Origin of the sequence: Treponema sp. Marseille-Q4132 (assembly GCF_014334835.1) — a bacterium.
Taxonomy (GTDB): domain Bacteria; phylum Spirochaetota; class Spirochaetia; order Treponematales; family Treponemataceae; genus Treponema_D; species Treponema_D paredis.
Genome location: NZ_CP060591.1, coordinates 553,138 through 577,332 on the forward strand (window position 1 = coordinate 553,138; position 24,195 = coordinate 577,332).

General features: G+C 50.2%; 26 protein-coding genes and 1 pseudogene. 2 read left to right on the forward strand and 25 right to left on the reverse strand.

Translation table 11 applies throughout. From position 1 onward, the window contains the following. Positions 1-33: 33 nt before the first annotated feature. The 20 genes from fliE to mraZ all read right to left on the reverse strand — a co-directional run bounded on the left by fliE (position 34) and on the right by mraZ (position 19,637). Positions 34-393: a flagellar hook-basal body complex protein FliE gene (gene fliE / locus H9I35_RS02540; RefSeq protein ID WP_187420076.1), complete on the reverse strand. Its 360-nt coding sequence runs from the start codon at positions 391-393 to the stop codon at positions 34-36. A gap of 58 nt (positions 394-451) precedes the next feature. Beyond that, complete coding sequence (flgC, locus tag H9I35_RS02545; RefSeq protein WP_016520258.1) at positions 452-913, reverse strand: flagellar basal body rod protein FlgC; 462 nt, start codon at positions 911-913, stop codon at positions 452-454. 63 nt (positions 914-976) lie between these two features. Beyond that, positions 977-1,396 carry a flagellar basal body rod protein FlgB gene (gene flgB / locus H9I35_RS02550; RefSeq protein WP_187420077.1) on the reverse strand — a complete coding sequence of 140 codons (420 nt, stop codon included), beginning with the start codon at positions 1,394-1,396 and terminating at the stop codon, positions 977-979. Positions 1,397-1,428: 32 nt separating this feature from the next. After that, entirely contained in the window at positions 1,429-2,424 is a 996-nt protein-coding gene (locus H9I35_RS02555) for a 2-dehydro-3-deoxygalactonokinase (RefSeq protein ID WP_187420078.1), read from the reverse strand. Continuing rightward, positions 2,417-3,067, reverse strand: a complete 651-nt coding sequence (locus tag H9I35_RS02560) for a bifunctional 4-hydroxy-2-oxoglutarate aldolase/2-dehydro-3-deoxy-phosphogluconate aldolase (protein WP_187420079.1) — start codon at positions 3,065-3,067, stop codon at positions 2,417-2,419. The genes H9I35_RS02555 and H9I35_RS02560 overlap by 8 nt, the downstream gene beginning before the upstream one ends. 63 nt (positions 3,068-3,130) lie before the next feature. Continuing rightward, positions 3,131-4,687, reverse strand: coding sequence for an ATP-dependent protease ATPase subunit HslU (gene hslU / locus H9I35_RS02565; RefSeq protein WP_187420080.1), 1,557 nt, complete (start codon positions 4,685-4,687; stop codon positions 3,131-3,133). Between the two features lie 217 nt (positions 4,688-4,904). Next, entirely contained in the window at positions 4,905-5,447 is a 543-nt protein-coding gene (gene hslV, locus H9I35_RS02570; RefSeq protein ID WP_187420081.1) for an ATP-dependent protease subunit HslV, read from the reverse strand. Positions 5,448-5,705: 258 nt separating this feature from the next. Continuing rightward, positions 5,706-6,611 carry a tyrosine-type recombinase/integrase gene (locus H9I35_RS02575; RefSeq protein ID WP_187420082.1) on the reverse strand — a complete coding sequence of 302 codons (906 nt, stop codon included), beginning with the start codon at positions 6,609-6,611 and terminating at the stop codon, positions 5,706-5,708. 14 nt (positions 6,612-6,625) lie between these two features. Continuing rightward, on the reverse strand, positions 6,626-8,785 hold the full coding sequence (gene topA / locus H9I35_RS02580) for a type I DNA topoisomerase (RefSeq protein ID WP_187420083.1): 2,160 nt from the start codon (positions 8,783-8,785) through the stop codon (positions 6,626-6,628). A 108-nt stretch (positions 8,786-8,893) separates the two neighbouring features. Then, positions 8,894-9,922, reverse strand: coding sequence for a DNA-processing protein DprA (gene dprA, locus H9I35_RS02585; RefSeq protein WP_187420084.1), 1,029 nt, complete (start codon positions 9,920-9,922; stop codon positions 8,894-8,896). Next, the gene (locus H9I35_RS02590) at positions 9,912-10,637 is read right to left on the reverse strand and encodes a tetratricopeptide repeat protein (protein ID WP_187420085.1); all 726 of its coding nucleotides are present in this window, start codon (positions 10,635-10,637) and stop codon (positions 9,912-9,914) included. Before H9I35_RS02590 ends, dprA begins: the two co-directional genes overlap by 11 nt. 149 nt (positions 10,638-10,786) lie before the next feature. Beyond that, positions 10,787-11,710 (reverse strand): tyrosine recombinase, encoded by a 924-nt coding sequence (locus tag H9I35_RS02595; RefSeq protein WP_187420086.1) that lies wholly within the window; start codon positions 11,708-11,710, stop codon positions 10,787-10,789. A 12-nt stretch (positions 11,711-11,722) separates the two neighbouring features. Beyond that, positions 11,723-13,102, reverse strand: coding sequence for a cell division protein FtsZ (ftsZ, locus tag H9I35_RS02600; protein WP_187420087.1), 1,380 nt, complete (start codon positions 13,100-13,102; stop codon positions 11,723-11,725). A 25-nt stretch (positions 13,103-13,127) separates the two neighbouring features. Then, on the reverse strand, positions 13,128-14,369 hold the full coding sequence (gene ftsA, locus H9I35_RS02605) for a cell division protein FtsA (RefSeq protein WP_187420088.1): 1,242 nt from the start codon (positions 14,367-14,369) through the stop codon (positions 13,128-13,130). 17 nt (positions 14,370-14,386) lie between these two features. Further along, the gene (locus tag H9I35_RS02610; protein ID WP_187420089.1) at positions 14,387-15,190 is read right to left on the reverse strand and encodes a cell division protein FtsQ/DivIB; all 804 of its coding nucleotides are present in this window, start codon (positions 15,188-15,190) and stop codon (positions 14,387-14,389) included. Further along, positions 15,183-16,364, reverse strand: coding sequence for an FtsW/RodA/SpoVE family cell cycle protein (locus H9I35_RS02615; RefSeq protein ID WP_187420090.1), 1,182 nt, complete (start codon positions 16,362-16,364; stop codon positions 15,183-15,185). The genes H9I35_RS02610 and H9I35_RS02615 overlap by 8 nt, the downstream gene beginning before the upstream one ends. Next, positions 16,357-17,817, reverse strand: a complete 1,461-nt coding sequence (gene murF / locus H9I35_RS02620) for a UDP-N-acetylmuramoyl-tripeptide--D-alanyl-D-alanine ligase (RefSeq protein ID WP_187420091.1) — start codon at positions 17,815-17,817, stop codon at positions 16,357-16,359. Before murF ends, H9I35_RS02615 begins: the two co-directional genes overlap by 8 nt. Beyond that, positions 17,786-18,109, reverse strand: coding sequence for an FtsB family cell division protein (locus H9I35_RS02625; protein ID WP_187420092.1), 324 nt, complete (start codon positions 18,107-18,109; stop codon positions 17,786-17,788). Before H9I35_RS02625 ends, murF begins: the two co-directional genes overlap by 32 nt. 91 nt (positions 18,110-18,200) lie before the next feature. Beyond that, positions 18,201-19,175, reverse strand: a complete 975-nt coding sequence (gene rsmH, locus H9I35_RS02630; protein WP_187420093.1) for a 16S rRNA (cytosine(1402)-N(4))-methyltransferase RsmH — start codon at positions 19,173-19,175, stop codon at positions 18,201-18,203. Positions 19,176-19,193: 18 nt separating this feature from the next. Next, entirely contained in the window at positions 19,194-19,637 is a 444-nt protein-coding gene (gene mraZ / locus H9I35_RS02635; protein WP_187420094.1) for a division/cell wall cluster transcriptional repressor MraZ, read from the reverse strand. Between the two features lie 154 nt (positions 19,638-19,791). On the opposite strand from mraZ, the gene H9I35_RS02640 reads away from it, so the two are divergent. Beyond that, complete coding sequence (locus H9I35_RS02640; RefSeq protein ID WP_187420095.1) at positions 19,792-20,511, forward strand: DUF8091 domain-containing protein; 720 nt, start codon at positions 19,792-19,794, stop codon at positions 20,509-20,511. 65 nt (positions 20,512-20,576) lie between these two features. Here the strand turns inward: H9I35_RS02640 and H9I35_RS02645 are convergent, their stop codons facing one another. From H9I35_RS02645 to H9I35_RS02665, 5 genes are all read right to left on the reverse strand, one after another. Then, entirely contained in the window at positions 20,577-21,296 is a 720-nt protein-coding gene (locus tag H9I35_RS02645; RefSeq protein WP_016520278.1) for a flagellar filament outer layer protein FlaA, read from the reverse strand. After that, positions 21,297-22,019 (reverse strand): flagellar filament outer layer protein FlaA, encoded by a 723-nt coding sequence (locus H9I35_RS02650; protein WP_187420096.1) that lies wholly within the window; start codon positions 22,017-22,019, stop codon positions 21,297-21,299. A gap of 382 nt (positions 22,020-22,401) precedes the next feature. After that, a complete protein-coding gene (locus H9I35_RS02655; RefSeq protein ID WP_187420097.1) occupies positions 22,402-22,599 on the reverse strand; it encodes a hypothetical protein in 198 nt (65 codons plus the stop codon). Between the two features lie 71 nt (positions 22,600-22,670). Beyond that, positions 22,671-22,997 carry a hypothetical protein gene (locus H9I35_RS02660; protein WP_187420098.1) on the reverse strand — a complete coding sequence of 109 codons (327 nt, stop codon included), beginning with the start codon at positions 22,995-22,997 and terminating at the stop codon, positions 22,671-22,673. A 385-nt stretch (positions 22,998-23,382) separates the two neighbouring features. Beyond that, the gene (locus H9I35_RS02665; protein ID WP_252722700.1) at positions 23,383-23,922 is read right to left on the reverse strand and encodes a hypothetical protein; all 540 of its coding nucleotides are present in this window, start codon (positions 23,920-23,922) and stop codon (positions 23,383-23,385) included. Between the two features lie 93 nt (positions 23,923-24,015). Between H9I35_RS02665 and H9I35_RS02670 the strand changes: the two are divergent. Continuing rightward, positions 24,016-24,168, forward strand: a pseudogene (locus H9I35_RS02670) (AbrB/MazE/SpoVT family DNA-binding domain-containing protein); the annotation flags it as partial. Positions 24,169-24,195: the final 27 nt, after the last annotated feature.

A 24,195-nucleotide genomic window follows, 5' to 3' on the forward strand; every position in this document is an offset into this window, starting at 1 on the left:
CACGGTATGCGAACCGATACGAGGAGCCTCAGCTTACCGCGTGGTCGTGATTTCGTTCCAACCGGAGACGATACGATCGATCACGTTTTGCGCAAGGCTGAGCGACATCCGCGCTTTCGCCATCGCGATCGTCACGTCCTGCGGATCGACCGATTCGGGTTCGGTAAGAATCTTTTGTTCGAGCACGTTGACGTCGAGCTGATCGGCGTTCATCGATTTTACCGCGTCGATGAGGTAGGATTCGAAATCGATTCGCTTTTTTTCAAACGCATTTTTTGCAGCGGACGGAATGTCGTTCAGCGGAGCACCCGCTATATCCGAAAGATTTACGCGGCCCGTGTGAGCGGAGAGCGTGCGGTTCATTTGCAATGTGCCGAATTCCGGTATTTTCATAATTTTCCCCTGCGCTCAAATCGTCCGAGCGCTTTTACCCGCCGTCATTATAAAGCTTTTACCGTCCTATTTCCAGTGCGGAAGCAAACATATCTTTTGCCCCTTCGATGACTGTCGAATTGGCTTCATAGGCGCGCGAAGCTGCGATCAAGTCTACCATTTCGTTGACGATGTTGACGTTCGGATATTCGACATATCCCTTGTTCGGACCAGACTGTATCGCATCGGGATGCGTCGGATCATAGACGAGACGGTTTTTAGTATCGGTATCTTTTACGATCTGCAAAACGCGCACGCCCTTTCCCGGACCCTCGTCCAAGTCTTCGGGACAAAACGGCATACGCCACTGCACCGACTTTTCACCGATCGCCTGAAGTATGACGCGCGAGCGTTTGAAAGGACCGCCTTCTTGCGTCCTCGTCGTAGAAGCGTTCGCGATATTGTTTGCGATGACATCGCTTCGAAGACGTTCGGCTGCCATCCCCGTCGCGGCAACATTTATACTTGAAAAAAGTCCCATACAATACTCCCGTAAAGTGCACGCCTTTTACGCGCAGTTTAAGCTATAGTTTAGAAATGCCTATCAGCCTTTTTGCATCGCAGTGTTCACTTGCGAAAATTCGAAATTGATGAGAGAAGCCATCATGCGATACTGCATCTGCGACTGCAAAACGATCATCGCTTCGGTTTCCGCATCGACGTTGTTGCCGTTCGGCTTCGCAGTCGTCGTATAATCGAGGACGCGCCTCGGCTCGACGTCGCGGTAATCGTAGAGCTCGTTGAGCGCAAAATGTCTCTCGTCGGTTCGCGTCAGCTGAAAACCGTTTTTCGCCTTTTCTTCCGATTCGAACGCGCGTTTGAGTTCGCTTTCAAAATTGACGACGCTGCGTTTGAAATTCGGAACGCCGCTTGCGGCCATATTGTTCGCCGACACTTGATAGCGCAGCGTATTGACATCCATGCCGCGGTGCAGTAAATCGACCGCCCTCGTAAAGGTACTCATACTACAAATTTCGGCAGATAGCGGAAAGGGGTTTAGCGGAAAAAGAGCGATTCGTACGCACGCGAAAGAGCTTTATAGCCTGCGACGGAAAAGGGCAAAGCGGAATCGTTTTCAATTTTTTTCAAAGCGTATACCGGATAATATTCGTCTGCAATCGCTTTCAAAATATCGTATTGAGAAGCCGAACCGCACACGAAAACATCGAAATGTGCGTCACCTATCGCCGCATGAAGTGCTTGCAGTACGCCGCCGTTCAACACGCCTTCAAGATAACTTCGCCGATCGACGTCCGTCGACTCGGTGAAAAGATGAAGCGCTCTCGTTATATAAATCGCACGGTTGAAACCGTAAGTGATGAGATTTTTATAACCCAGCCGTACCATGGACGCATCGATGCCGGAAGAACTTCCTTCAAGGCTCGCACTCAATATCGTCCCACTCTTTATCGCTTTAAAAAGCTCGCCCGTAATCGTCGAAACGATATTCGTAATTTCATGATTTTTAACAACGGCGATCTGCGTATGAGATCCGGGCAAAATAAAAACACAGGTATCGGGAACGGTAATGCGGCTCATGATCCCCATAATTTCGGTTTCTTCGCCGCGCATATTATTTATCGCATCGACGTTCGAAAAAGTGATTTCCGTTTCGAAAGGAACGCTCTTTACGCCGGGAATAAATAAAATCGTGCGTTTGAAAAATCGGTTTTCGTCGTACGCATAGACGTTCTCTGCGAGTTTTTGTACGCCTGCAGGCACACAGATGTGCGGAATCTCAACGATACCGCTCGGACATGAAACCATTCCCGACATCCACACATCTCGTATATCCGCATCGCTGAGTCCTTTTTCGGCAAGCATGGAGACGTAAAGCGCATAAAGCTCGCGAGCAAGCAGCGAGCGGTCGTTCGCTAAAGCCGCATCTTTGGAACCGACGGCTTTTTCGGTTTTAAAAACGACGCGTCCCGCTTCGTCGACAATATATACCCGCGTATTCGTCGTTCCCGAATCGAAATATACGTCATACATAGGCTTTACAGGATTTAACAAATTTTTCGGCAAGTAAAGTAAGCGCTTCGTATGAACCCGCTTCAATCAACGCATTTTTCATAATATTCGATCCGATACCGCAGCTGCAGTACCCCACTTCGAAAAAAGACGCGACATTCGTTTCGTCTATACCGCCGACCGCCATGAGCGGCACGTGATTGATCGGAGCACGTACGGCTTTATAATAATCGATACCGAGAAAACCTGCCGGAAACAATTTAACGATATCGGCACCCGAATTATAGGCACTCATTATTTCCGTCGGCGTCATCGCTCCCGGCACGGAAACCATACCGAGCTTTTTCGTTTCGGCAATGACAAGAGGATCGGTGTCCGGCGAAAGTATAAAGTCGGCGCCCGCCTCGTACGCGGCTTTTACCTGTTCGATCGTAACGACAGTCCCTGCGCCGACGCACACATCATCTCCGAGCGCCTTTTTTATCGATGCAATCGAAAATGAAGTATCTTCGATACACGACGGAGAAGCTTGGTCGAACGTGATTTCCAGACAGCGGATACCGCCCGTCCGTACCGCCTCCGCCGCACGGACGACAACATCCGGAGCGATTTTCCGCGCAATCGCAACGAGTTTATATTTTTTAATAAAATCGAGCGCATTCATATGGTCACCACTCCGCTATCGTTCCGTCATAATTGCGCCACACGGGATTCCGCCATGCGTGTCCTACAATATATAGCGCGACATATCGCCGTCAGTGACGATATCTTTAAGCTTATCGTCGACGTATGCCGCATCGATATCGATCGTTTCACCTGCGTGTTCATCCGCGGTGAACGAAATATCGTCGAGCACTTTTTCCATGATCGTGTGGAGCCGCCTCGCACCGATGTTTTCGCTCTTTGCGTTTACGTCTTCGGCGAGAAAACTCATACGGTCGATCGCATCCTCGGCAAAACGCACCGTAACTCCTTCCGTCTGGAGGAGCGCGACGTACTGTTTTGTGAGCGCGTTTTTCGGCTCGGTGAGGATTTTTTTGAAATCGTCTTTTTTGAGCGCGTCGAGTTCAACGCGCAGCGGAAAGCGTCCCTGCAGTTCGGGAATCAAATCGCTCGGAGCCGAAACGCTGAACGCTCCGGCCGCAATAAACAAAATATGAGAGGTATCGACGACGCCGTACTTCGTATTTACATTGCTGCCTTCGACGATCGGAAGGATATCGCGCTGCACGCCTTCGCGGGAAACGTCCTGTCCGCGGGACTCGCCGTTTTTCGTCGCAATCTTATCGATTTCGTCGATAAAGATGATGCCGTTTTGTTCGACCCTCTTTTTCGCTTCGGCTGCGACTTTATCGCGGTCGATCATCGTGTCGAGCACTTCTCCGCTTATGATTTTCCGCGCTTCGTGAATCGTCACGGTTCTCCGCTTTGCTTTGTTTCCGCCCGAAAACATACCGGCGATGCTCTGCATACTGTTTTCGAGATCTTCCATATTGCCGCCGGCAATGATCTCCATGCTCGGCATTTGAAACTGAGGATGCACCGTAAGCTCCACTTCTCTCTCTTCGAGCTTTCCTTCGCGCAGCATCGTGCGGAACTTTTCCCGCGTCGAGCTTTCTTTTTGCCGGCTTGCACTCTGCGCTTCCGCATCGGATACGGCACTCCCTTCCGATGACGCATTCTGCGCAGCATCTTTTTCCGAAGTGCTGAGCGACGGATCAGGAAGAGATGATATCTTCGATTCCGCATCGCCCGCTCTATTTCCGTTTATAAACGTAAAAATATTTCCGAGGACAGCCGCATCTTTTTTTTCGTTCGCTTTTGCAGCCCTGTCTTTTTCGGCGGAGCCGGGAAGCAGGAGATCGAGCAGACGGTCTTCGACGAGGGGCACGCTTTTTTCGCGCAAACGTTCTTCCATTTCCGCTTTGACATCGTTGAAGCCGACCGCCATCAAATCGCGTATCATCGATTCGACGTCGCGTCCGACATAGCCTACTTCGGTGTACTTCGTCGCTTCGACTTTTAAAAACGGTGCCGAACACAATTTTGCAAGCCGCCGCGCGATTTCCGTTTTGCCGACGCCGGTCGGTCCTATCATGAGGATATTTTTCGGCGCAACTTCGTCTCGGATATCTTCGGGAAGTTTCAAACGGCGGTAGCGGTTACGCAGCGCAATGGCGACCGCTCGCTTCGCCTTTTCCTGTCCGATGATGTATTGATCGAGCCTGAGGACTATTTCCTTCGGCGTCAAATCCGTGTGTACTTCTGCCGGTACGTCGCTCATGCGTTTATGCCTCCCATAAAAACTTTTGCAGGAAATATCAATTTCCGAAAAAGTTTTTAGCCGTGCGCGTGTGCGCACACGTTCAATAGTCGAGTTTGCAAAACAAAACGTATCGTATTCATGCGATTTTCATTGAAATAACACGTATACACGTCTTCTGCAAACATCCAAGCAAACTCGAGATAAAAAGTGTCGGCGATATTTCAGACGGCGCTTTTTATCGTACCTCCTCTACCGTCAAATTGCCGTTCGTATAGATGCAGATCTTACCCGCAATTTTAAGACTCTTTTCCGCAATTTCGACAGCGCTCATATCGGAGCTTTCGAGATAGGCGAGAGCCGCCGAATACGCATAGTTTCCTCCGCTTCCGATCGCGCACACGTCGTTTTCCGGTTCGATTACGTTGCCGTCGCCTGAAATGAGCAGTATTTTCGTTCCGTCGGCGACGAGGAGCTCGGCTTCGAGCTTTTGCAGAGAACGTTCGGTACGCCACATTTTGGCAAGCGCGACGGCGCTGCGCATGATATCGCCCGAATACTCTTTTAATTTTTCTTCGAATTTATCGAACAGCGTAAACGCGTCCGCAACGGAACCTGCGAATCCGGTGAGCACTTTGCCGTCGTATATTTTGCGCACTTTGCGCGCGTTGCCCTTTACGACCGTATTGCCTGCGGTCACCTGTCCGTCGCCCGCCATCGCAACCTTTCCGTTCCGGCGGACGGCGATAACCGTCGTACTGTGAATTTTTCTTGCAGCCATATACACTCCAATCAACACCCCGACGCAACCTCGCAGCGAAGCTTCAAGCGGCGTCGGGGTATGTTGTTCTCATAAGGTGGTTGCAGTCGGCTTTAATACCCTTTTTTACGACGCAAGCGTCGGAGTATTAAACCCTCCGCACGAATAAAAACAAAAAAATAAACGGCGATTCCGTTTTACACCGGCGCTTTTGCCGCCGCTTCACAATCGATTCGATTTCTACAATTAACAATTACACATCATCAATTATTAATTATCTCATCCTTTTCCGTGCGGATGCGCTTTTTCATACAATTCGATAAGGCGTTCCGTCGTGATATGCGTATAGCGCTGCGTCGTCGAAATGCTCGCGTGTCCCAAAAGCTCCTGCACGACGCGCACGTCCGCGCCTTGTGAAATCATCGCGGTCGCAAAGGTGTGGCGGAGCGCGTGCGGCGAAATATGGCGAGCCGTCCCCTCCGCACCCGAATAGCGCGACAGTATCCAGCGGATGCCGTGCGCGCCGAGAGCGGTGCCTCTCCTGTTGACGAATATTTCGATCACGTTGTCCGTCATGCGTTTTTTTGCAAAAAACTTTTTCCTGTCGGCAAGATACGCTTTGAACGCTTTTTGCGCATCTTCTCCGAAATACACGCGGCGGTCTTTACTGCCCTTTCCGGTGACGAGAGCGGAAGAAAAATCTTCCGACATATCGCTTAAGCGAACGGAAGCAAGCTCCGAAACGCGGCATCCCGACGAATAGAGCATTTCCAAAATAGCGCTGTCGCGAGCTGCCCACAGAATTTTTTTTTCTTTCGGCACGGCGCACAGCTCGTCGACTTCCGCGCCGGTTAAAAAACGCGGCACGTGGCGCGGCATCTTTACCGTTTTGATTTCCTCCGCGGGATCTGTATTAATATACTCAAATTTTTTGCAATAGGCAAAAAAAGTTCTGCACGCGGCGATAAAGCGGTTTACGGTTGCGCTTGATTTTTTTTCTTTTGAAAGGGCTCCGATACAGCTTCTGATATCTTCGGCACTCGCTTCCTTCACGTCTTTTTCCGCGCCTAAAAAAGCCGAAAGGCGTCGCAAATCGTTTCGATACGCACAAACGGAATTGAGCGAAAGTCCGCGCACGGCTTCGAGGTAGAGCAAAAATTCGTCTATCGCATCCGAAAGGCGCACCGGTTTACCCTGCGCTATTGCCGAGAGTCGGGAGCGTCTTCCGACTCTTTTTCGAAAGCCGCCGCGTCGTCTGCGGAGTGCAAAAAGGTGCAATCGGGATTGATGCACGATTTATACGTGCCGTTTTTTTTGTCGTATTTTTCGACGAGGAACCATCCGCACTTCGGACAATACTGATCGATCGGTTTGAAATGCGAAATAAAATTGCACTTCGGGTAATTCGTACAGCCGTAGAATTCTTTGCCTCTTCCCTTCGTTTTCCGCGCGACGATCTCTCCGTCACAGCCGGGCATCGGGCACTTCGCAAGCGGGATCGAACGCGTATTGCGGCATTCGGGAAATCCCGAACAGGCGAGAAAATATCCGAAGCGGCCGAGTTTTTTGACCATGGGCTTTCCGCATTTTTCGCACACGATATCGGTTTTTTCATCGAGAAAGCCTTTGACGCTTTCCTGCGTTTCCATCACGTCGTCGACGCGTTTTTTGAACGGGCCGTAAAAATCTTTTATCATCCCGTTCCACACGAGAGCGCCCTGCTCCACTTTATCGAGATCGTTTTCGACTTCCGCGGTAAAATGTTCGTTGATGACGTTCGGAAACGATTCGACGAGGATTTTGCATATCATGCGGCCGAGGACAGTCGGCACGAGCTGACGATTCGTCCGCGTCACATAATAGCGGTCGAGCAAAACCGAAATGATCGGCGCATAAGTCGAAGGTCTGCCTATCCCCTTTTCTTCGAGCGTTCGAACGATGGACGCATCGGTGTAGCGCGCGGGCCCTTGAGTAAAGTGCTGTTCGGGATAAAATTTTTCGCACGCGATTTTTTCGCCTTCTTTCAGCGACGGGAGATTTCCGGTTTTATCTTCTTTCGATGAAAGGAGTTTGATGACATGATAAAAACCCTTGTCGACTATTTTGCTTGCGGATGCGCGGAAAACCGCATCGCCCGAAGCAATTTCGACGCTCGTCGTCCGCGTCTTCGCGTTGTTCATCTGACTCGAAACGAAGCGCTCCCAAATGATCGAATAGAGGCGAAGCTGATCGCGCGTCAAATATTCTTTTATCGAATCGGGCGTATACGACACGTAGGTCGGGCGGATGCCTTCGTGCGCGTCCTGAGCCGCTTTTCCGACTTCATACTTTACGGGCTCTTCGGGAAGATCGTCGGGATAATTTTTTGAAAGCCACGAGCGCACTTCGTCGAGAGCGGTTTGCGAAATGCGCACGGAATCGGTACGCATATACGTAATGAGACCTACGCGGCTTTCGCCGACGTTGACGCCTTCGTAGAGCTGCTGCGCAATCTGCATGGTTTTCCTCGACGTGTAGCCGAGGCGGTTTGCGGCCGCCTGCTGCAATTTCGACGTCGTAAACGGCGCTTTCGGTTTTACCGTTTTGTCGGTCGTTTTTACGCTCGCGACAGTACAGTCGGAATTTTTTATCAAGTCGATGATTTTATTGACTTCGGTTTCGTTTTTCAATTCGGCCTTTTCGCCCTTGTAGGAAACGAGCTGAGCGGTAAACGTCGTTTTGCCTTTTACAAAATCCGCATCGAGCGTCCAATATTCTTCGGGCAGAAAATTTTCCACTTCTTCTTCGCGCTCGCAGATGAGACGAAGCGCAACCGACTGCACGCGGCCGGCCGAAAGACCGTTTTTCACTTTACTCCACAAAAGCGGACTTAAATTGTAGCCGACGAGACGGTCGAGCACGCGCCGCGCTTTTTGCGCATTCACTTTGCTTTCCACGATTTCGTCGGGATGCTTGACCGCTTCTTTGATCGCGATCGGCGTAATTTCGTTGAATACGATGCGGCTGATCGGAGCGCTCGTCTTTTCTTTCAGCGCCTTATTCAAATGCCATGCGATCGCTTCTCCTTCGCGGTCGTTATCGCTTGCAAGCAGAACGGCAGTCGATTTTTTCGCATCTTTTTGCAGCTCTTTTAATAATTTTGCCCTGCCGCGCACGGTGATGTATTCGGGCTGAAAATCGTGCTCGACGTCGATCGCGAGGCGCGACTTCGGTAAATCGATCAAATGCCCCATGGACGCTTTTACCGTATAGCCCGGGCCGAGATATTTTTCGATCGTATTCGCTTTTGCCGGAGATTCGACAATCACGAGCGTCGATTCTTTTGTTTTTGAAGCACGTTTTTTTGCTGCATCAGCCATAGCTTTCTCCCATAAAAATTTTAACGCGCCGGCACGGCGTTCCGCACCGCACTTGTATAAGGGCAGCTTAAAAAACTTGCCCTCGCAATTTTTCAAAATTCCGCCCTCTTAAAAAAGAGAGGGCTCGCCGCTTCGCGCACCGGGGGATTCCGAGCGGCAGCGGCGGTAATCGGCATAATCTTTTATAACCGGAGCGCCGTCGGCGACGTATTTTTCCGCCGTCCGCTCGGCTTTTCCTTTTGCGGCTTCTCCCCTCTCGATCTTTTTTTCAAGCTCGAGCCGCCCCTGCCGCGAAACCGCCTTAGCAGGAACTGAAAACGCCGCTTCGTGAATCATCACGTCGCGGTTATAATCGAGGGCGTACTGCGCCGTAATGAGCGCGCCGCTTCCCGGGGGCGATTCGACGACGACGGTCGCAGGCGACAGAGCCGCGATAATGCGGTTTCTGTGCACGAATCTCCACGCTTCGGCAGGGACTCCCGGAAGATATTCGCTTACGAGAACCCCGCCCGTTTTAATAATTTTTTCCGCAAGCCTTTTATGCGAAGACGGAACGATCATATCCGCTCCGCATGGAAGGATCGCCGCGGTCTTTCCGCAATTTTTTTCAGTCCCCGCTTCCATCGCATCGAAACAGGCATCGACGGCTCCCGCGTGAGCCGATGCGTCGATTCCGTACGCGAGACCCGACACGACCGTAACTCCGTTTCGAGCGGCATCGCGCGAAAACGAAAAAGCAGCTTCTTTTCCTTCTCTCGTCATGCGCCGCGTTCCGACGACGGAAACCGTTTCGCCTGAAAGACAGGATGCGTTCCCGCGGCAAAAAAGCATAAAGGGCGCATTTTCCGCTTCCGAAAGAAGGGCGGGATATGCGGCTTCCCCGTTTAAAATCGTTTCGATGCCGAACGCTTTAATAATTTTCTCGGCCTTTTCCGCTTCGCGCACGCACGAAGGGCCGTTCCACACGGCGGATCGAAAAGTTCTTCCGACAAGCATTGCGATATCGTCTATAGACAGTAGCGCAAGGGCGGCGGCGCTGTCAAGCTTCTTCAGTAAAATATTTTTTTCGCGCAGCGTCAAAAAGGATACGCCTGCGAGACACAGAGAAAGAAAATATTTTTCCCTCTCAACGCCCATAGGCCGCATCCAAAGCGACTTTTTTATTTTCTTCCGCGAGCGCTTTTTTCTCTTTATCTTTCGTCGTTTTAATAATCGAATCGTACATGGCCGCCGACGCTTGGAAATCTCCGATACGGTAATACGCGTTCGCAAGCACGGATTTCGCATCGGTATGTCCCGTGTCGATAGTCAAAAGCGTTTTGAGATAGGGGATCGCTTTTTTACTTTCGCCGAGTTCGAACACGTAGAGCACGCCGAGCCCGTAGAGCGCGCGGACATAGCGGCTTTCGATCGCTATCGCGCGGAGATATGCCGACTCCGACAATTTCAAATAATTATATTTTTTTGCCGTGCTGCCCGTCGCATCGTAATCGAGCGCCGAATGCGCCATATAACCTGCGCACACGCCGACATAGTAATAGAGGTTTTGATTTGTCGGATAATATTCGATAGCCTTTTGATAACACGAAAGCGCTTCGCCCCACATTTTCAAATCGATATAACGCGAGCCGAGTATCTTATACCAAATGCCGATCTGCTCGTTCGCAAGCGTTATATCCGCGACGCGCTTTTCGTATTTTGCGATAGCCTCTTTGTATTCGTCGATCGTCGTCGGAGACGAAACGCCTTCTTCCGTCTGCTGCAGACGTTTGACCGCCGCGTTAGACAATCCGCATGAAACGAACATTAAAATTAATAATAATAAACTTGCCGTTATATGTATTTTTTTCATAGCAACCTCTATTTTCGGATTCTTCCGTTTACTATATCAATATATACTAAAATTGCAAAAACAAGGCAATCGAAGAGCAAAGATACGCACATCGCGCACGGATGCGTTTTATTTTGCCGAACGCATGTACACCCGGCGGCAGACGCAGATTAGGGCGCGGATACGTCGTCTTTTACCGCATGGCCCGGAAAATATTTTTCGTGATTTTTCCGAAGCTGCTCGTCATCGACGTGCGTATAAATCTGTGTCGTCGAAAGATCCGCGTGTCCGAGCAATTCCTGAACGGAACGCAGATCAGCCCCGCCTGCGAGCAAGTGCGTCGCAAACGAATGACGCAGCGTGTGCACTTTTGCACGAACGCCGCTTTTCACTTCGTATCCGCAAAATCGCTTCCACAAACCCTTTCGCGAAAGAGGATTGCCGCGGTAATTGACAAAAACTTCGGCGACCGTTTTTTTTCCGACAAGAAGCGGGCGCGCTTCGGAAAGATATGCGGAAAGCTTTTCCTTCGCCGCATCTCCGAAGGGTACGATTCGCTCTTTATCGCCCTTGCCTCGCACGAGGATGATACGTTCGTTCAAATGCACGTTTTGCATGAGAAGAGAAGCCGCTTCGCTCGCGCGAAGTCCGCACGAATAGATAAGTTCGAACAGCGCGGCATCGCGAAGTCCCAAGGGATCCGACGTATCGATGGACGAAAGGAAGGATTCTATCTGCGTGACGGAAAGGACACGCGGCAGCGGACGGGCGGCTTTCGGACGGTCGAGCGCGAGCGCGAAATTCTCGCTCCATATACCGATTCTGACAAGGTAGGATCCGAAAGCGCGCAGAGCCGAAATATCTTTTGCGATCGTCAGCTCCGTATCGCCTTTGGTCTTTTTCCACACGAGATAATACGTAAGTTCGCGGGAAGCGACATCGTGCAGTTTTATTTTTTTTTCGACGCACCACGATAAAAACTCACCCGCAGAAAGCCGATAGGTTTCCGCCGTTTTCTGCGAGCGCCGCAAAACAAGCACGATGTCCGTATAAAAGCGGGAGAGTATGACCGGAATCGTCAACTTTTCAGCCATACGGGTCCCGCTCTAATCCTGCAGTCTGATCGTCCGCGACAATTCTCCCCGTCCGCTCGTCCGCCAGCACGCCGGCTGTGCGATGTCGTTGCTTCCGGTAAATCCCGCAGGCGGTTTTATGCCGCTCGCCGAATATCGGGGGACGGAAGCCGAAAGCGCTTTTCCGAGCGAGCCGATTTTTTGATTCGCCTGTTCGCGGACGGAAGGTGCGCCGACCGCAACGGGAACTTTTTCGGCATCCGCATCGACTGAATCGAAAAGGCTCGTTTCAGCGGCGGACGAAAGCTTTTTCCGCATGCTCTCGAAACCGCGTCCGCCGAGTATGTCCGAAAATTCATCGCTCGTAACGACGGACGAATCGCGCAAAACGGAAGCGGATGAAGATGCGTCTTCGTCGGCTCCTCTTTCAAAGCTTGTATGAAATCCGGTTGCAATGACGGTAACGCTGACGCTTTCGCCGAGAGAAGGATCGATGGCTTGTCCCCACAAAATATTGGCACCGGGATCGATGGAGGCTCTGACAACTTTCATGATTTCCGACACTTCGAGCATGGATATGTCGCCGCTTGAGCAGATATTGATGAGAACGCTCTTCGCTCCGTCTATGCTCGTATCTTCGAGCAGCGGATTTTTAATCGCCTTTGTCGCAGCGTCGACGGCGCGGTTTTCGCCAGTGGCATGACCGACGCCGAGAATCGCCTCTCCCTGTCCGAGCATCGTATTTTTGACGTCGGTAAAATCGCGGTTCACGTCGCCCGGCTTTGTGATGATATTCGAAATGCCTTCGACGCCCTGACGCAAAACGTCGTCCGCGACGAGGAAAGCTTGCCGTATGGGCATATTTTTATCGACGACTTTTAAAAGCTGCTGATTCGGAATGACGATGAGAGAATCGACGTTTTCATGCAAACGGTTGATGCCTTCGCGTGCTTGACGCATGCGTACCGGTCCTTCGAATTCGAAGGGAGTCGTAACGACGCCGACGGTGAGTACGCCGAGACTGCGCGCGATGCGTGCGACAACGGGAGCCGATCCCGTGCCCGTGCCTCCTCCCATACCGGCCGTGATAAAAACCATGTCGGTGCCTTGGAGCAAATTGGCGATCGCCTCTTTGTCTTCTTCTGCGGCTTCTTCCCCGACTTTCGGATTGCCTCCGGCGCCGAGTCCCTTTGCAATCTTCCGTCCGATAGCCAGCCGCGTCTCGGCTTTCGATCGGTTCAAATCCTGCACATCGGTATTCAGTACGATAAAGTCGACGTTCGCGATATCCGCATCGATCATACGGTTTACCGCATTCGATCCGCCGCCGCCGCAGCCGATGACTTTGATAACCGCGGGGCTCACCGCATCGAGGGCGGTACCGCTTTCATTGATCACCGAAAAATCCATCATGTTTTCCTCCCAACCCTTTTTCCCCTCAGAAAAATGATTTTTTCAACCTTGTCAACAGATTTTCTTTTTTTCCGCTCTCTTCCGACGAAAAAAGTTTTTTATTTTTACGGCTGTTCTTTTCCTGAACGGCATTTTTATTTGCAATCACAAGCCCTATCACCGTAGCGAATTCGGGGCGCCGGTATTCGGCTTCCGCGCCTCCGAGTTTTTCAGGCGTACCGATCCGCACCGCACTCGTTCCGAAAACCGCCTGCGCGCATTCGACCACGCCTTCCATCTGCGCGCCTCCTCCGGTCAGGATGATATTGCCCGAAAGACGGCGGATATTCGAATTGCTGATGACGGCGCTCCGCACCATTGAAAAAATTTCTTCGACGCGCGGCTGAATGATAGTACACAATTCGGTCTGCGTCGTAAGCTCGGGATCCCTTCCGCCGACGCCCGGGATTATCACTTCGCGGTCGATTTCGATATTGTCGATAAAGCAGCATCCCGATTCGATTTTGATCTTTTCCGCTGCCGACACCGGTATACCCTTTACGATCGCGATATCGTTTGTAACGAGGTTCCCGCCGACGGGGATGGATACCGTGCACACGGGCGCCCCTCCCAAAAGCACGAGTACGTCGGTCGTTCCCGCACCCATATCGATGAGGATCGAACCGAGATCCATTTCGTCGTCGTGAACGACCGCCTGCGTCGCTGCGAGCGTTTTCAGCATAATGCCCGACGATTCGTAGCCCGCGCGGTTCACGCAGCGTTTGATATTTTGTATCGTCGTCTTCGACGCCGTGATCACATGCACGTCCGCTTCGAGACGGGCACACATCATATTCGTCGGATCTTTAATATTTTTCAAATTGTCGACGGTAAAAGACTGCGCGACGACGTGCAGCAATTCTCTGTCTTGAGGAATAAAAACCGCGCGTGCATTATCGATCGCCCGCTCTATGTCGCCCCTCGTCACTTCCCTCGGAGGCCGCCCGGGTTCGGTCACAGGCGTTATGCCCCTCTGATTCAAACCTTCGATCTGCGTGCCGCCGATGCCGATCGCGCACTTGGTCACTTCGGCTCCGGCATTTTGTTCGGCGTTTTCAACCGCTTCTTTTATCGCGGCGGCGGCGTCTTCGATATTGACGATGACTCCGTTTCGGAGTCCCGCCGACTTTCTCGAAGCCGTCCCTGCGATTTCAATGCCGCCCGAATCGTTCAGTTCTCCGATCGCGACGCGTATATGGTTCGTACCGATATCAAGACCGACAATCATACCTGCTCATCCTCGCTTCAGCGCGTCCGGTAAGAAACGGAGCCGTAACGCAAATCGATTTCCGATACGTCAGGCTCGATCGAATTGACGACGTCGAGCACGACCATCATATACTGTAACGCGTCTTCGTTCAATGCGCGGTCGGTCAGTACGCGCATCCTCGTGTGCGCAGGAATGAGAGCGAGTTCGTAGTTTCCGTATTCTTTCGGAACGACGCAGATTTCCGCGAGCGCGGCGAAATAGCGTCTGTCGCGGTTTTGAATTTCCGAAATCTGTTCGATGAGCGTGCGGTACTTTGCAGGGATCCGCATACCTTCCGAAAGGTGTTCTATCGGAAGCCCTGAGATAATCGGAACGGCTCCGCTTTTTCTGTCGACTGCCGCATCGTCGAAGAGCACTCCGTTTTTATCGATGCACACGGGAATGCTTCTTCCCGCAGACGAAACGAAAGTCATCGCGACGCTTTCGCGTTCGGCGATGCGCACGAATATTTTGTCGGGAAAGCGCTTCGTCACGGTAACCGAATCGATCAGCGGCACCGACGATAAAATAGAAACAGCTTCTTCGGCGTTGAATGAAAACCAGTTGGCACCGTACATCGGCTGCAAGAGAGAGCGCACTTGTTCGTCGGAAAGCGATCGTTCCCCGCCGATGACGATCTTCGGAGCGTGCATGCTCGGAAGGGCGAATTTATAGACGGCGATTTCGATCAAAAAAATTACGCAAAAAACAAAAAAGAGTGTGACGACGATTTTCGTCTTTACATCGTTTTTCGTTTCGGTTTTTCCGGCGGCAAAACCCGCCATACTTACATCACTCATCGGTTCCCTCATAAACGGCATCTTCAAATTCGTTTTCGTCTTCTTCCGCCGTACAACGCGACGCGTTGACGATAAAGCCGCACATGCAAAACGTTACGATTATCGACGAACCGCCGAGCGAAAAAAACGGCAGCGGTATGCCGGTCGCCGGAAGTGCCCCGCAGACGACGGCGCAGTTCATCAGCGACTGCAGCGTTACTGCGGCGACGCAGCCGAACGACGCATAGGCGGCAAAACGGTTTTTACAGACGAACGACGACCTCAATCCTCGCCATGCGAAAGCTGCGAGCATGACAAAGTACAAAAGCACGCCGAAAAATCCCATCGCTTCCGCCCAGCCGGCGAATATATAGTCCGCCTGCACTTCGGGAATGCTGTTTATCCACACGAGGCCGCTCCCGATGCCGCTGCCCCAAAATCCGCCGGAACTGATCGCGCGCTTTGCCGCAATGCTTTGATAATTATACGTGCGCACGTGTTCTTCCGGCCGCAAAAATCCGATAATGCGTTCGATGCGGTACGGCTCCTGCAAAATCATAAAGACGAGAGCCGGAATGATGAGCAGGAGCGCAGGCGGAAGCCACGTAAGCTTTGCGCCCGACGCAAAAAACATCAACAGACCTATACAAAAAATAAAAACGCTCGTTGAAAAATCGCGCTGAAAAAACACAAGGAGCGAAAGGAAAGTCAAACCGATGACGGCCGGCAGTACCGATTTTTCATCGGGATTTTCGATACGCGCCTGCTTGTCAAAAAAATTCGCAAGAAAGAGGATGAGTGCAAATTTTGCGAATTCGGACGGCTGCAGGGTAAATGCAAAAGGCATACGTATCCACCGATGCGCGCCGTTCCTTTCAACGGAGATGCCGGGAATGAAAGTCAAAAGACAGAGCACGATCACACCGAGTACGAAAACGGGCAAAATCTTTTTAATAATTTTTATACGCACGCTCGCAAACAAAAAAAATCCCGCAAGAGAAGCGACGATGCTCACGAGCTGCCGCTTTACAAAATAAAACGGATTGCCGAACATACGCTCGGCATAGTTTTGCGAGCATACGAAAAGCGCAAAAATACCGAAACCGCACAAAAGGATAACGCATGCGATAAAAGCGGAATCACTTTTTCGGTACGGCGAAACGGGTCTGTCGGCGAGAAAAAGATAATCACGCATCGCACCCCTCCGCCGCAATGAGCGGAACGATCCGCTCGAGCGCCATACCGCGGGAACCCTTCAAAAGGAGCAAATCCCCGTCGGAAGCGTTTGCAAGGATAAACTCCGCCGCTTCATGCATCGCGTTTTCGGAAGCGCCTGCAATATACAGCGCGCCCGTAAAGCCCGAAGCGAGAGCGGCATCGTAAGCGTATTTCATCTCCGTGCCGATAAATACGATTTTATATGCATTCGCTTTGCACGCATCTCTGCCCGCTTTTTCGTGCACGTCGCGGGACGCCTCTCCGAGTTCGAGCATATCGCCGAGTACGTATATCCTCCGCTCGACGTCTTTTGCGGACGCACAAAACGAGAGAACGCCGGCTGTCGATTCGGCGTTCGCGTTATAGCAGTCTTTGACGAGCGTAACGCGCTTTCCGTTTTTCAATGCGACAACCCCGCTTTCGCTCCTTCCCGAAACGCCGCCGAAAGACGAAAGAGCCGTTTTGATTTCCGCATCGCTTACGCCGAAATATTTTCCGACGGCGACGGCTGCAAGAGCGTTTTCATAATTGTACATGCCCGGAAGCTTGAAATGTACGCGCTCCCCTCCGACGGAAAAAACCGTCCCTGCAAGACCCTCGTCGGACACGAGAGAGACGCCGCTTTTTTCGGCGCTCACGTCCTTTCCGAAATAGACGATTTGTCCTTTGCAGTTTTCGATTAAAAACGGTGCGAAAACGTCCGACGCGGGAACAAAGGCCGCGCCGCTTGAAGGAATATAATCGAATATTTTCCGCTTTTCGGCGGCGATATTTTTTTTGCTGCCGAGTATGCCTATGTGCGCGCTTCCGATATTCGTGATGAGGGCGTACTGCGGTTTTAAAACGCGCGCGATTTCCCCGATTTCGTTCGGTCGATTCATGCCCATTTCGAATACGCCGATTTCATCCGTATCCCTGATTTTAAAAACGGAAAGCGGCAGCCCCGTTTCGGAATTGAAATTGCCGTCGCTCGAAACGACTCGATATTTTTGTTTTAAGACCGCAACGACGAGTTCCTTTGTCGTCGTCTTTCCGCTCGATCCCGTAATGCCGATTTTTTTTAAGCGCGGAAATTTTGCAACGTAGGCTGCCGCCGCATCCTGCAGCGCGTACAGCGTATCGGAGACGATTACAAAAAACACGAGAGGATATTTTTCCGCCAAAAGCGAATACGCGCGTTCGTCGTCTGAATATTCGCTTTCGTTGATAAAGACAGCGGATGCTCCCTTTGCAAGAGACTCGGGAATATAGGCGTGGCCGTTTTGCACGGTACCGACGAGCGGAACGAAAAGACTGCCCGGGACGACGAAGCGGCTGTCGGTCGTAACTGAGGAAAAACAAAATCGGCTTTCGCTTGTGCCGCGTCCGACACTTTTACCTCGGACGGCAGCGACGAGCTCATTTCGTTCCATCAGACTTTGCACTGCCATTCCCCTTCATTTCGACTCGGACGATATCGTCCGTCTGCGCTTTATGCATACCCAGTTCGTTTTCGGCTATCTTTTCAATACGTTCCGTACTCGCCAAAAGGCTTATATCCGTGACGATTTTTTTATTTTCTTCGACGAGCGCTTCCTGTTTTTTTTCAAGCGCCGAAATTTCGTCGGACAAATCTTCGTATTTTCTCGACTGCATGCCGCCCGCGATAAGTAAAAGCGGAATCGAAAGAGCGATGAGGCAGACGACAAGAGTTTCGCGTACTCGGCCGTATTTTCGTTTCATACCCACTCCCATAAAACTTTTGCAGAAAATTGCAATTTCCGAAAAAGTTTTCGCATCGTGCGCAAATGCGCACATATTTATCGGCTCCAGATCATACGGCAGTGCTTAAGCGCCGCGCATCTTCGGCATCGCGCAGTTTTCGTACGACGCGAAGCTTCGCGCTCCGCGACGGCGAATTACTCGAAACTTCTTCCGCCGAGGGTCTTACGGGTTTTTTCGTAAGCACTTCGGCGCACGGCGTCCCTCCGCAGCGGCAAGCAGGTGCTTCCGGCGGACAGACGCAGGCCTTTCCGAGATTCCGGAAATAATTTTTTACGATGCGGTCTTCGAGAGAATGGAACGTAATCACGCCCATCTTTCCCCCCGCCTTCAAATCGTTGAACGCATCGTGCAGCGAGCGCGGAAGCCGCGCAAGCTCTCCGTTTACCGCAATGCGGAGCGCTTGAAAAGTGCGCGTCGCCGGATGTATCGATCCGTGCCGGTATTGCGGAGGCGCCGCATCGTAAATAATATCGGCAAGCGCTTTCGACGAACGGATTTCCCCGCTCGCCCTCGCCTTCACTATCGCACGCGCTATACTGCGGCTCAGTTTTTCTTCGCCCCAGCGGTATATCAAATCGGCAAGCGCCCCTTCTTCCGTACCGTTTACGATATCGGCGGCGCTTTTTCCTCCCGACGGCGTAAGACGCATATCGAGCGCTTCGTCGCAGCGGAACGAAAACCCTCTGCCCGACAGTTCGTAGTGATACATCGATATGCCCAAATCGAACAGAATGATATCGGGCTTCGGAAAATCCGCAGGGTAGGACGCATAAAAATCGTCGAACCAACCGTTGTAAAACATCGTCCGTTCCGCGAAGCATTCGAGCCGCTCTTTTGCGCGCGCTAAAATGCCCGCATCGGCGTCGATGCCGATTATCTTAATATTCGGGAATTGCGAAAGAAATGCGAATGAATGGCCGCCTTCACCGAGCGTCGAGTCGCACATGACCGCTTTTTCGGCGCCGCACGGGGCAAGCAGTTCAAGACATTCCTGCAGCAAAACAGGCGTATGAATCGCTTCCATGCGCTTTCCTCCCCTGCGCTAAAAAAAGATCGAGCCGAGCTCTTCCGCAGCCCCGCGGAACGACGCTTCGCTTTCCTCGATATAGTGCCGATAACTTTCCGCGTCCCACAGCTCGATGTATTTGCTGACGCCGAGCAAAATGCAGTCTTTGGAAAGCGCGGCATATTCGCGCAGACTTTGGGGGATCGAAAGCCGCCCCGATTTATCGAACTCAAGTTCCTGCGCCGGCGCGATAAACCTCCTGAGTACGAGGCGGTTTTTTTCGCTGAACGGAGACGCGGCTTCCATGAGTTTCGAAGAAACGGTTTTCCATTCTTCCGGAGTAAAAAGCCATAGGCAGCGGTCAAGAGCCTGCGTCACGATGAGCACGTTTCCTGCAAGTTCGGAACGCAGTTTGGCGGGAAAGAGAATTCTTCCCTTTTCGTCAAGCGTATTCCGAAATTCCCCTGTCAGCATACTCATGCCACTGCCTACCACTTTTCCCCAGTAATTCCCACTTAGCAACTATTTTATAATAAAAATACCGAATGTCAACGGATAAAACGCCCTTTTTTACAAAGAAATTTGCAATATTCGCCGATTAGCTATATAATTGTATTGTGGAATTCAATAAATAATGATAAATACGCTCAACGAAAGCTCGCTCCACCGCTCTTTAAAATTGCTGTATGCGCTCGAAAAAGGCTGTACAACGGAAGTGAATATCGACGGAAAAATTTACGATGTCGTCGACGCTCTCGGAAACATCACCGAAATACAGACGAAAAACCTTTCGTCGCTGCTCGTAAAAACGCTCGGCGCGATAAAAAGCGGGAGATGCGTTAAAATCGTCTATCCCGTCGTCAGAATCAAATATATCGAAGTGTATGACGAAAAAGGAGTGCTTCTCTCGAAGCGGAAAAGTCCCGTCCGCGCTTCGATCTACAGCATATTCCGCGAACTCACCGGCCTCTATCCCGTGCTTTTAAAAAAACGCTTTTCGCTCGATGTACTCGAAATCGCGATGAGCGAAATCCGCATGCAAAGCGAAACGCCGGTACAGTCGCCGAACGGGCGGCGCCGTTTTTTAAAAAATTGGAACAAAACCGACAAAAAACTCGAAACGATATTCGAAACGCACACATTTACAAAAGCGAGCGACTACCTTTCACTCATCCCCGAATCCTGCCTGCCGCGTTTTTGCACCCGCGATATCGCCTCTTCTCTTGCCGAAAACAAGGATCTTCCCGCTTCCGCAAAAGCGCAAGCCAATCTCATGCTGTGGGTGCTTTCACACATGAAGCTCATCGAAGCCGAAAACGACATTTCCCGCCCGAGATATTATAGAATCAGATAAATAAAAAAGCGGCACCCCGTAAGATGCCGCCGTATAAAAATCGGAATTATTGCACGCGAAAGCGCTTACCAGTTATCGGACATATCGTCTTCGTCGCGGTACTGCAAATCGTACAAGTCGGTGACGACGCGGAGCGCATCGAAATACACATAGTACGAACCTCGCGCTTGCATCGGATTGCAGTCGATTCTGAAACCGACGATGCGCAAACCCGGGCGGCTGTTGTAAAATGCGCTCTGCTGTACGATACCGTGTTCACCGTCCGGAGAAGGCGGAACGACGGCCGTCATCTTTTTCCAGCCGGCAAAACCGAGCGTTCCCATGTACAACTCGTAATTGCGTCCGAACATATCCTGCACGAGTACCGTCAGATGATGATCCTGATTTCGTCCGCACACCCACACGCTGATCGTTTTTGCAATGCCTTCGACCGGCAGCGGACGAACCGACGTGATGTAAAAAGAATTGACGCCGCGGCGGAAAAATTCGACTTTTACGCCGTATACGAACGAATCTTCGTCTTCCTTGCCCTTATCTTCTTCGAGCGTATCTTTCATCGCGGGATTTCCGTCGAAAAGGCGCGACGTAATGACACCGTAATCCGAAGAAATCGTAACGTCCCACGAACCTTCGCGTTCGAATTTGTCGACGTTTATTTCACGGAGCGCCATAGCGGCGGAATCCGCTCCGATCGTTTCGGGCGTCGGTTCCAAGAGGCTCGAATTCTGGGCAAAAACCAAACCGCCTGCAAGTACGGCACAAATCGCCAGTATATTTTTTTTCATTTATTTGCCCTCCGCAGAATTACCGAAATCCGCATCTTTGAGTTCGTAACCGTCAAATATATTCGCAAGCGCCCTCGTAACGTATTTCAACTGATCGAAGAAAATCGTATACGAATCGACGAATTCTTCGGGACTCGTGCGGATTCTGAAACCGAGAAACGACATCGCGTCCCGGCCGCTGCTCGACCTCGAATGCTGCCGTATCCAGCCCGGAACGGAAACGACCATGTTTTTCCATCCGTCGAATGCGAGGTTGCCTGCGGGAAGCGCGTGAACGCGGCCGTCGGCATCTCTGACAAGCAGGTCGAGGAAGTACATATAGTGCGCTCCCCACACCCAAAAATCGATCTGCGTCACCGTTCCGACAAAGGGGATTTCATACGCTTTGCCGTCTTTTACCGGATACACTTCAAACCAGTTGTCGCCCTTCCGTTTAAACGCGATCTGCACACCGAGTACTTTTTGATTGTCCTTGCCGTCTTTGAGCAAGTATTTGAGCGAATTCGGAATACCGTCAAAGTACCCCGTTTTCGGATAGCCGTCGGCGATATAGCGGCTCGCGCTGACGTCCCACGTCCATTCGTTTTCACCTTCGCTGTTGAATTTGTCGATCACAAACGATTCGGTGCTCTTTTGCGTCTGCAGCGTATCTTGGCTGAAAGCCGGCGCCGCAAACACCAAAAGCAGTCCGAAACACATACAGACTACCAAGCCCTTTTTCATGCAAAACTCCTATAAAAACTTTTGCAGGAAGCATCAGCTTCCGAAAACGTTTTAGCCGTGTGCGTACTCGCAACAAGCGCGTCAGCGCGAAGTTTCGAGCGGAGCGCGCACGTTAAATAACCGAGTTTGCAACGCAAACTCGCGGTAAAAAGTGCCGACGCTATTTTGGCGGCACTTTTTATACACTCCTATATCATTCCGTCGGAAATCGTCTGACAATACAGACTACCATACTCTATTATCGGACGATTTTGTAAATTTGATTATACCAGACGATATTATATTTTGAGATACGCGCTTTGTCAAATCGTCGTCAAACAGCGAGAGTCCGGTACATTTTACTTCAAAATCATCCGTGCATTCCAACACAGCCATGATATCCCTACACCCTATTCAATTCCTGCATCATTGCGGGGCGCCGCCGATAGGCGCTGCGGAATTCCGCGATAAGCGTTTGAACCAGGTCTTCGCCGCCCGGATAGCGCTTCATTCTTTTTAACAAATCGGCTATCTCCTGATAGACACCCCGATCCGAAGTATATGCGGCCTTTTTCCGTACGACCTCTTCATATCGCTTCATTCGTATACATTTATCTACATAATATTTTCGGATGTCGCTTAAATCGATATATTTTTTACAATGATCGTTTTTTACAAAAATTCCGACAGCTCGTTATAAAACCCGCGAGATTCATAATACGAAATATACCCGTATTTATCGGCATAACATTTACCAATCCTGTCGATTGCCTGTTTATATATTTTCAAATCATCGCTTGAAATTCCGCAGCGCATTTTTAATTTAAATTGCTGCAAAAGCATCGGATCGTCTGTCAACGCATTGATCAAAAACGCCCTGATATCCTCACTATCGGTATTGTCAACAAGTTCTTTTATCGAAAAAGCCGCACTGGATTCATTACTGCTCGCCGTCTTATTTTCATCATTTTTAAAAGCAGCATTTTCCGTCTTGTTCATAATACTCCTGTCCGCGATCCGATATTTCATCATCGAATAATTTTTTCCGCTCCATAATTACGGTATAGTATACAACAAAAGGAATCGTCAATATATCGTTTCGTTAATATGATCAAGATCGCAAAAACTTTATAAATCCGACAACCAACGAAATACAATAACAAATTATCGCAATGTAAATGGCGGTGTTTTTTTCTTTGATTCTTTTATAAGCCTTTTCATCCTTTACTATTACAAATAATATAAAAATCAATGCCGCCGGTATGATATTCATTTCAATATAGTTCATCAGCACTTTCATATTATTTCCCTAATCAAATATCTTACTGAAATTTCCTTAAATTATTAATAATTATTAATATTACGTACTATACAATCCGCCCTCTTAAAACGGTTCCAGAGGCACAAAACGCTTATACGGTTTTTCATCGGTTATCCTTGCTTCTTGAATAAATATTCTGTCTTTATTGCCGATTGAATCCATAAAAAATTCATATCGCGTATAGGTCTCACCTCCGTATCGGTAATCGTAGAATTCCATATATCTGCTGTATGTTCCGCGCTTATTGGTATAAAATACAAATCCTGCCGTCCCCGCTTGCGGTTTTACTGTCCTGTTATTCGGATACATTTTGTAGATATCAGAAATTTTATAATTATTCGGATCCCATATTATTCCGTTCTGTGCTTTAGGATCAAACCCGTTTTCAAGCGCAGCTTTCCCCGCATAAAAGCCGCATGTCGTATTTGCATCATAAAAAACAAGATTATAGAGCCGAGAAGCGAATATTCCATTGATAATCCATAAAATACAACCAACCGAAAAAATCAAGTCATTGTGATACATTCCACCGAGACACATGACCGACAACGTCGGCAGAGTTACAATAAAATATCCCCATTTTTCTCGTATTCTCATATTCATTTTTTTTATTATAATGGCGGGCGCTCTCTTTTTTTCATTTCCCTTGACAGCCGAGATTATACAGTATATACACTGAATATACGAAGGTACAGTATGCAGAGGATAGTTCAAAAATGGGCAACAGTCTCGGTTTTAGAATTCCTTCTCTTTGGGTAAAAGATAACAATGTAAAGAACGGCAGCAAAATTGAAGTAATTGCTGAAATAAGGAAAAACAGTCATTCTTTCTCAGAAAAAATCGCTTGATAGATGGATTACCTACATTTTATTATTA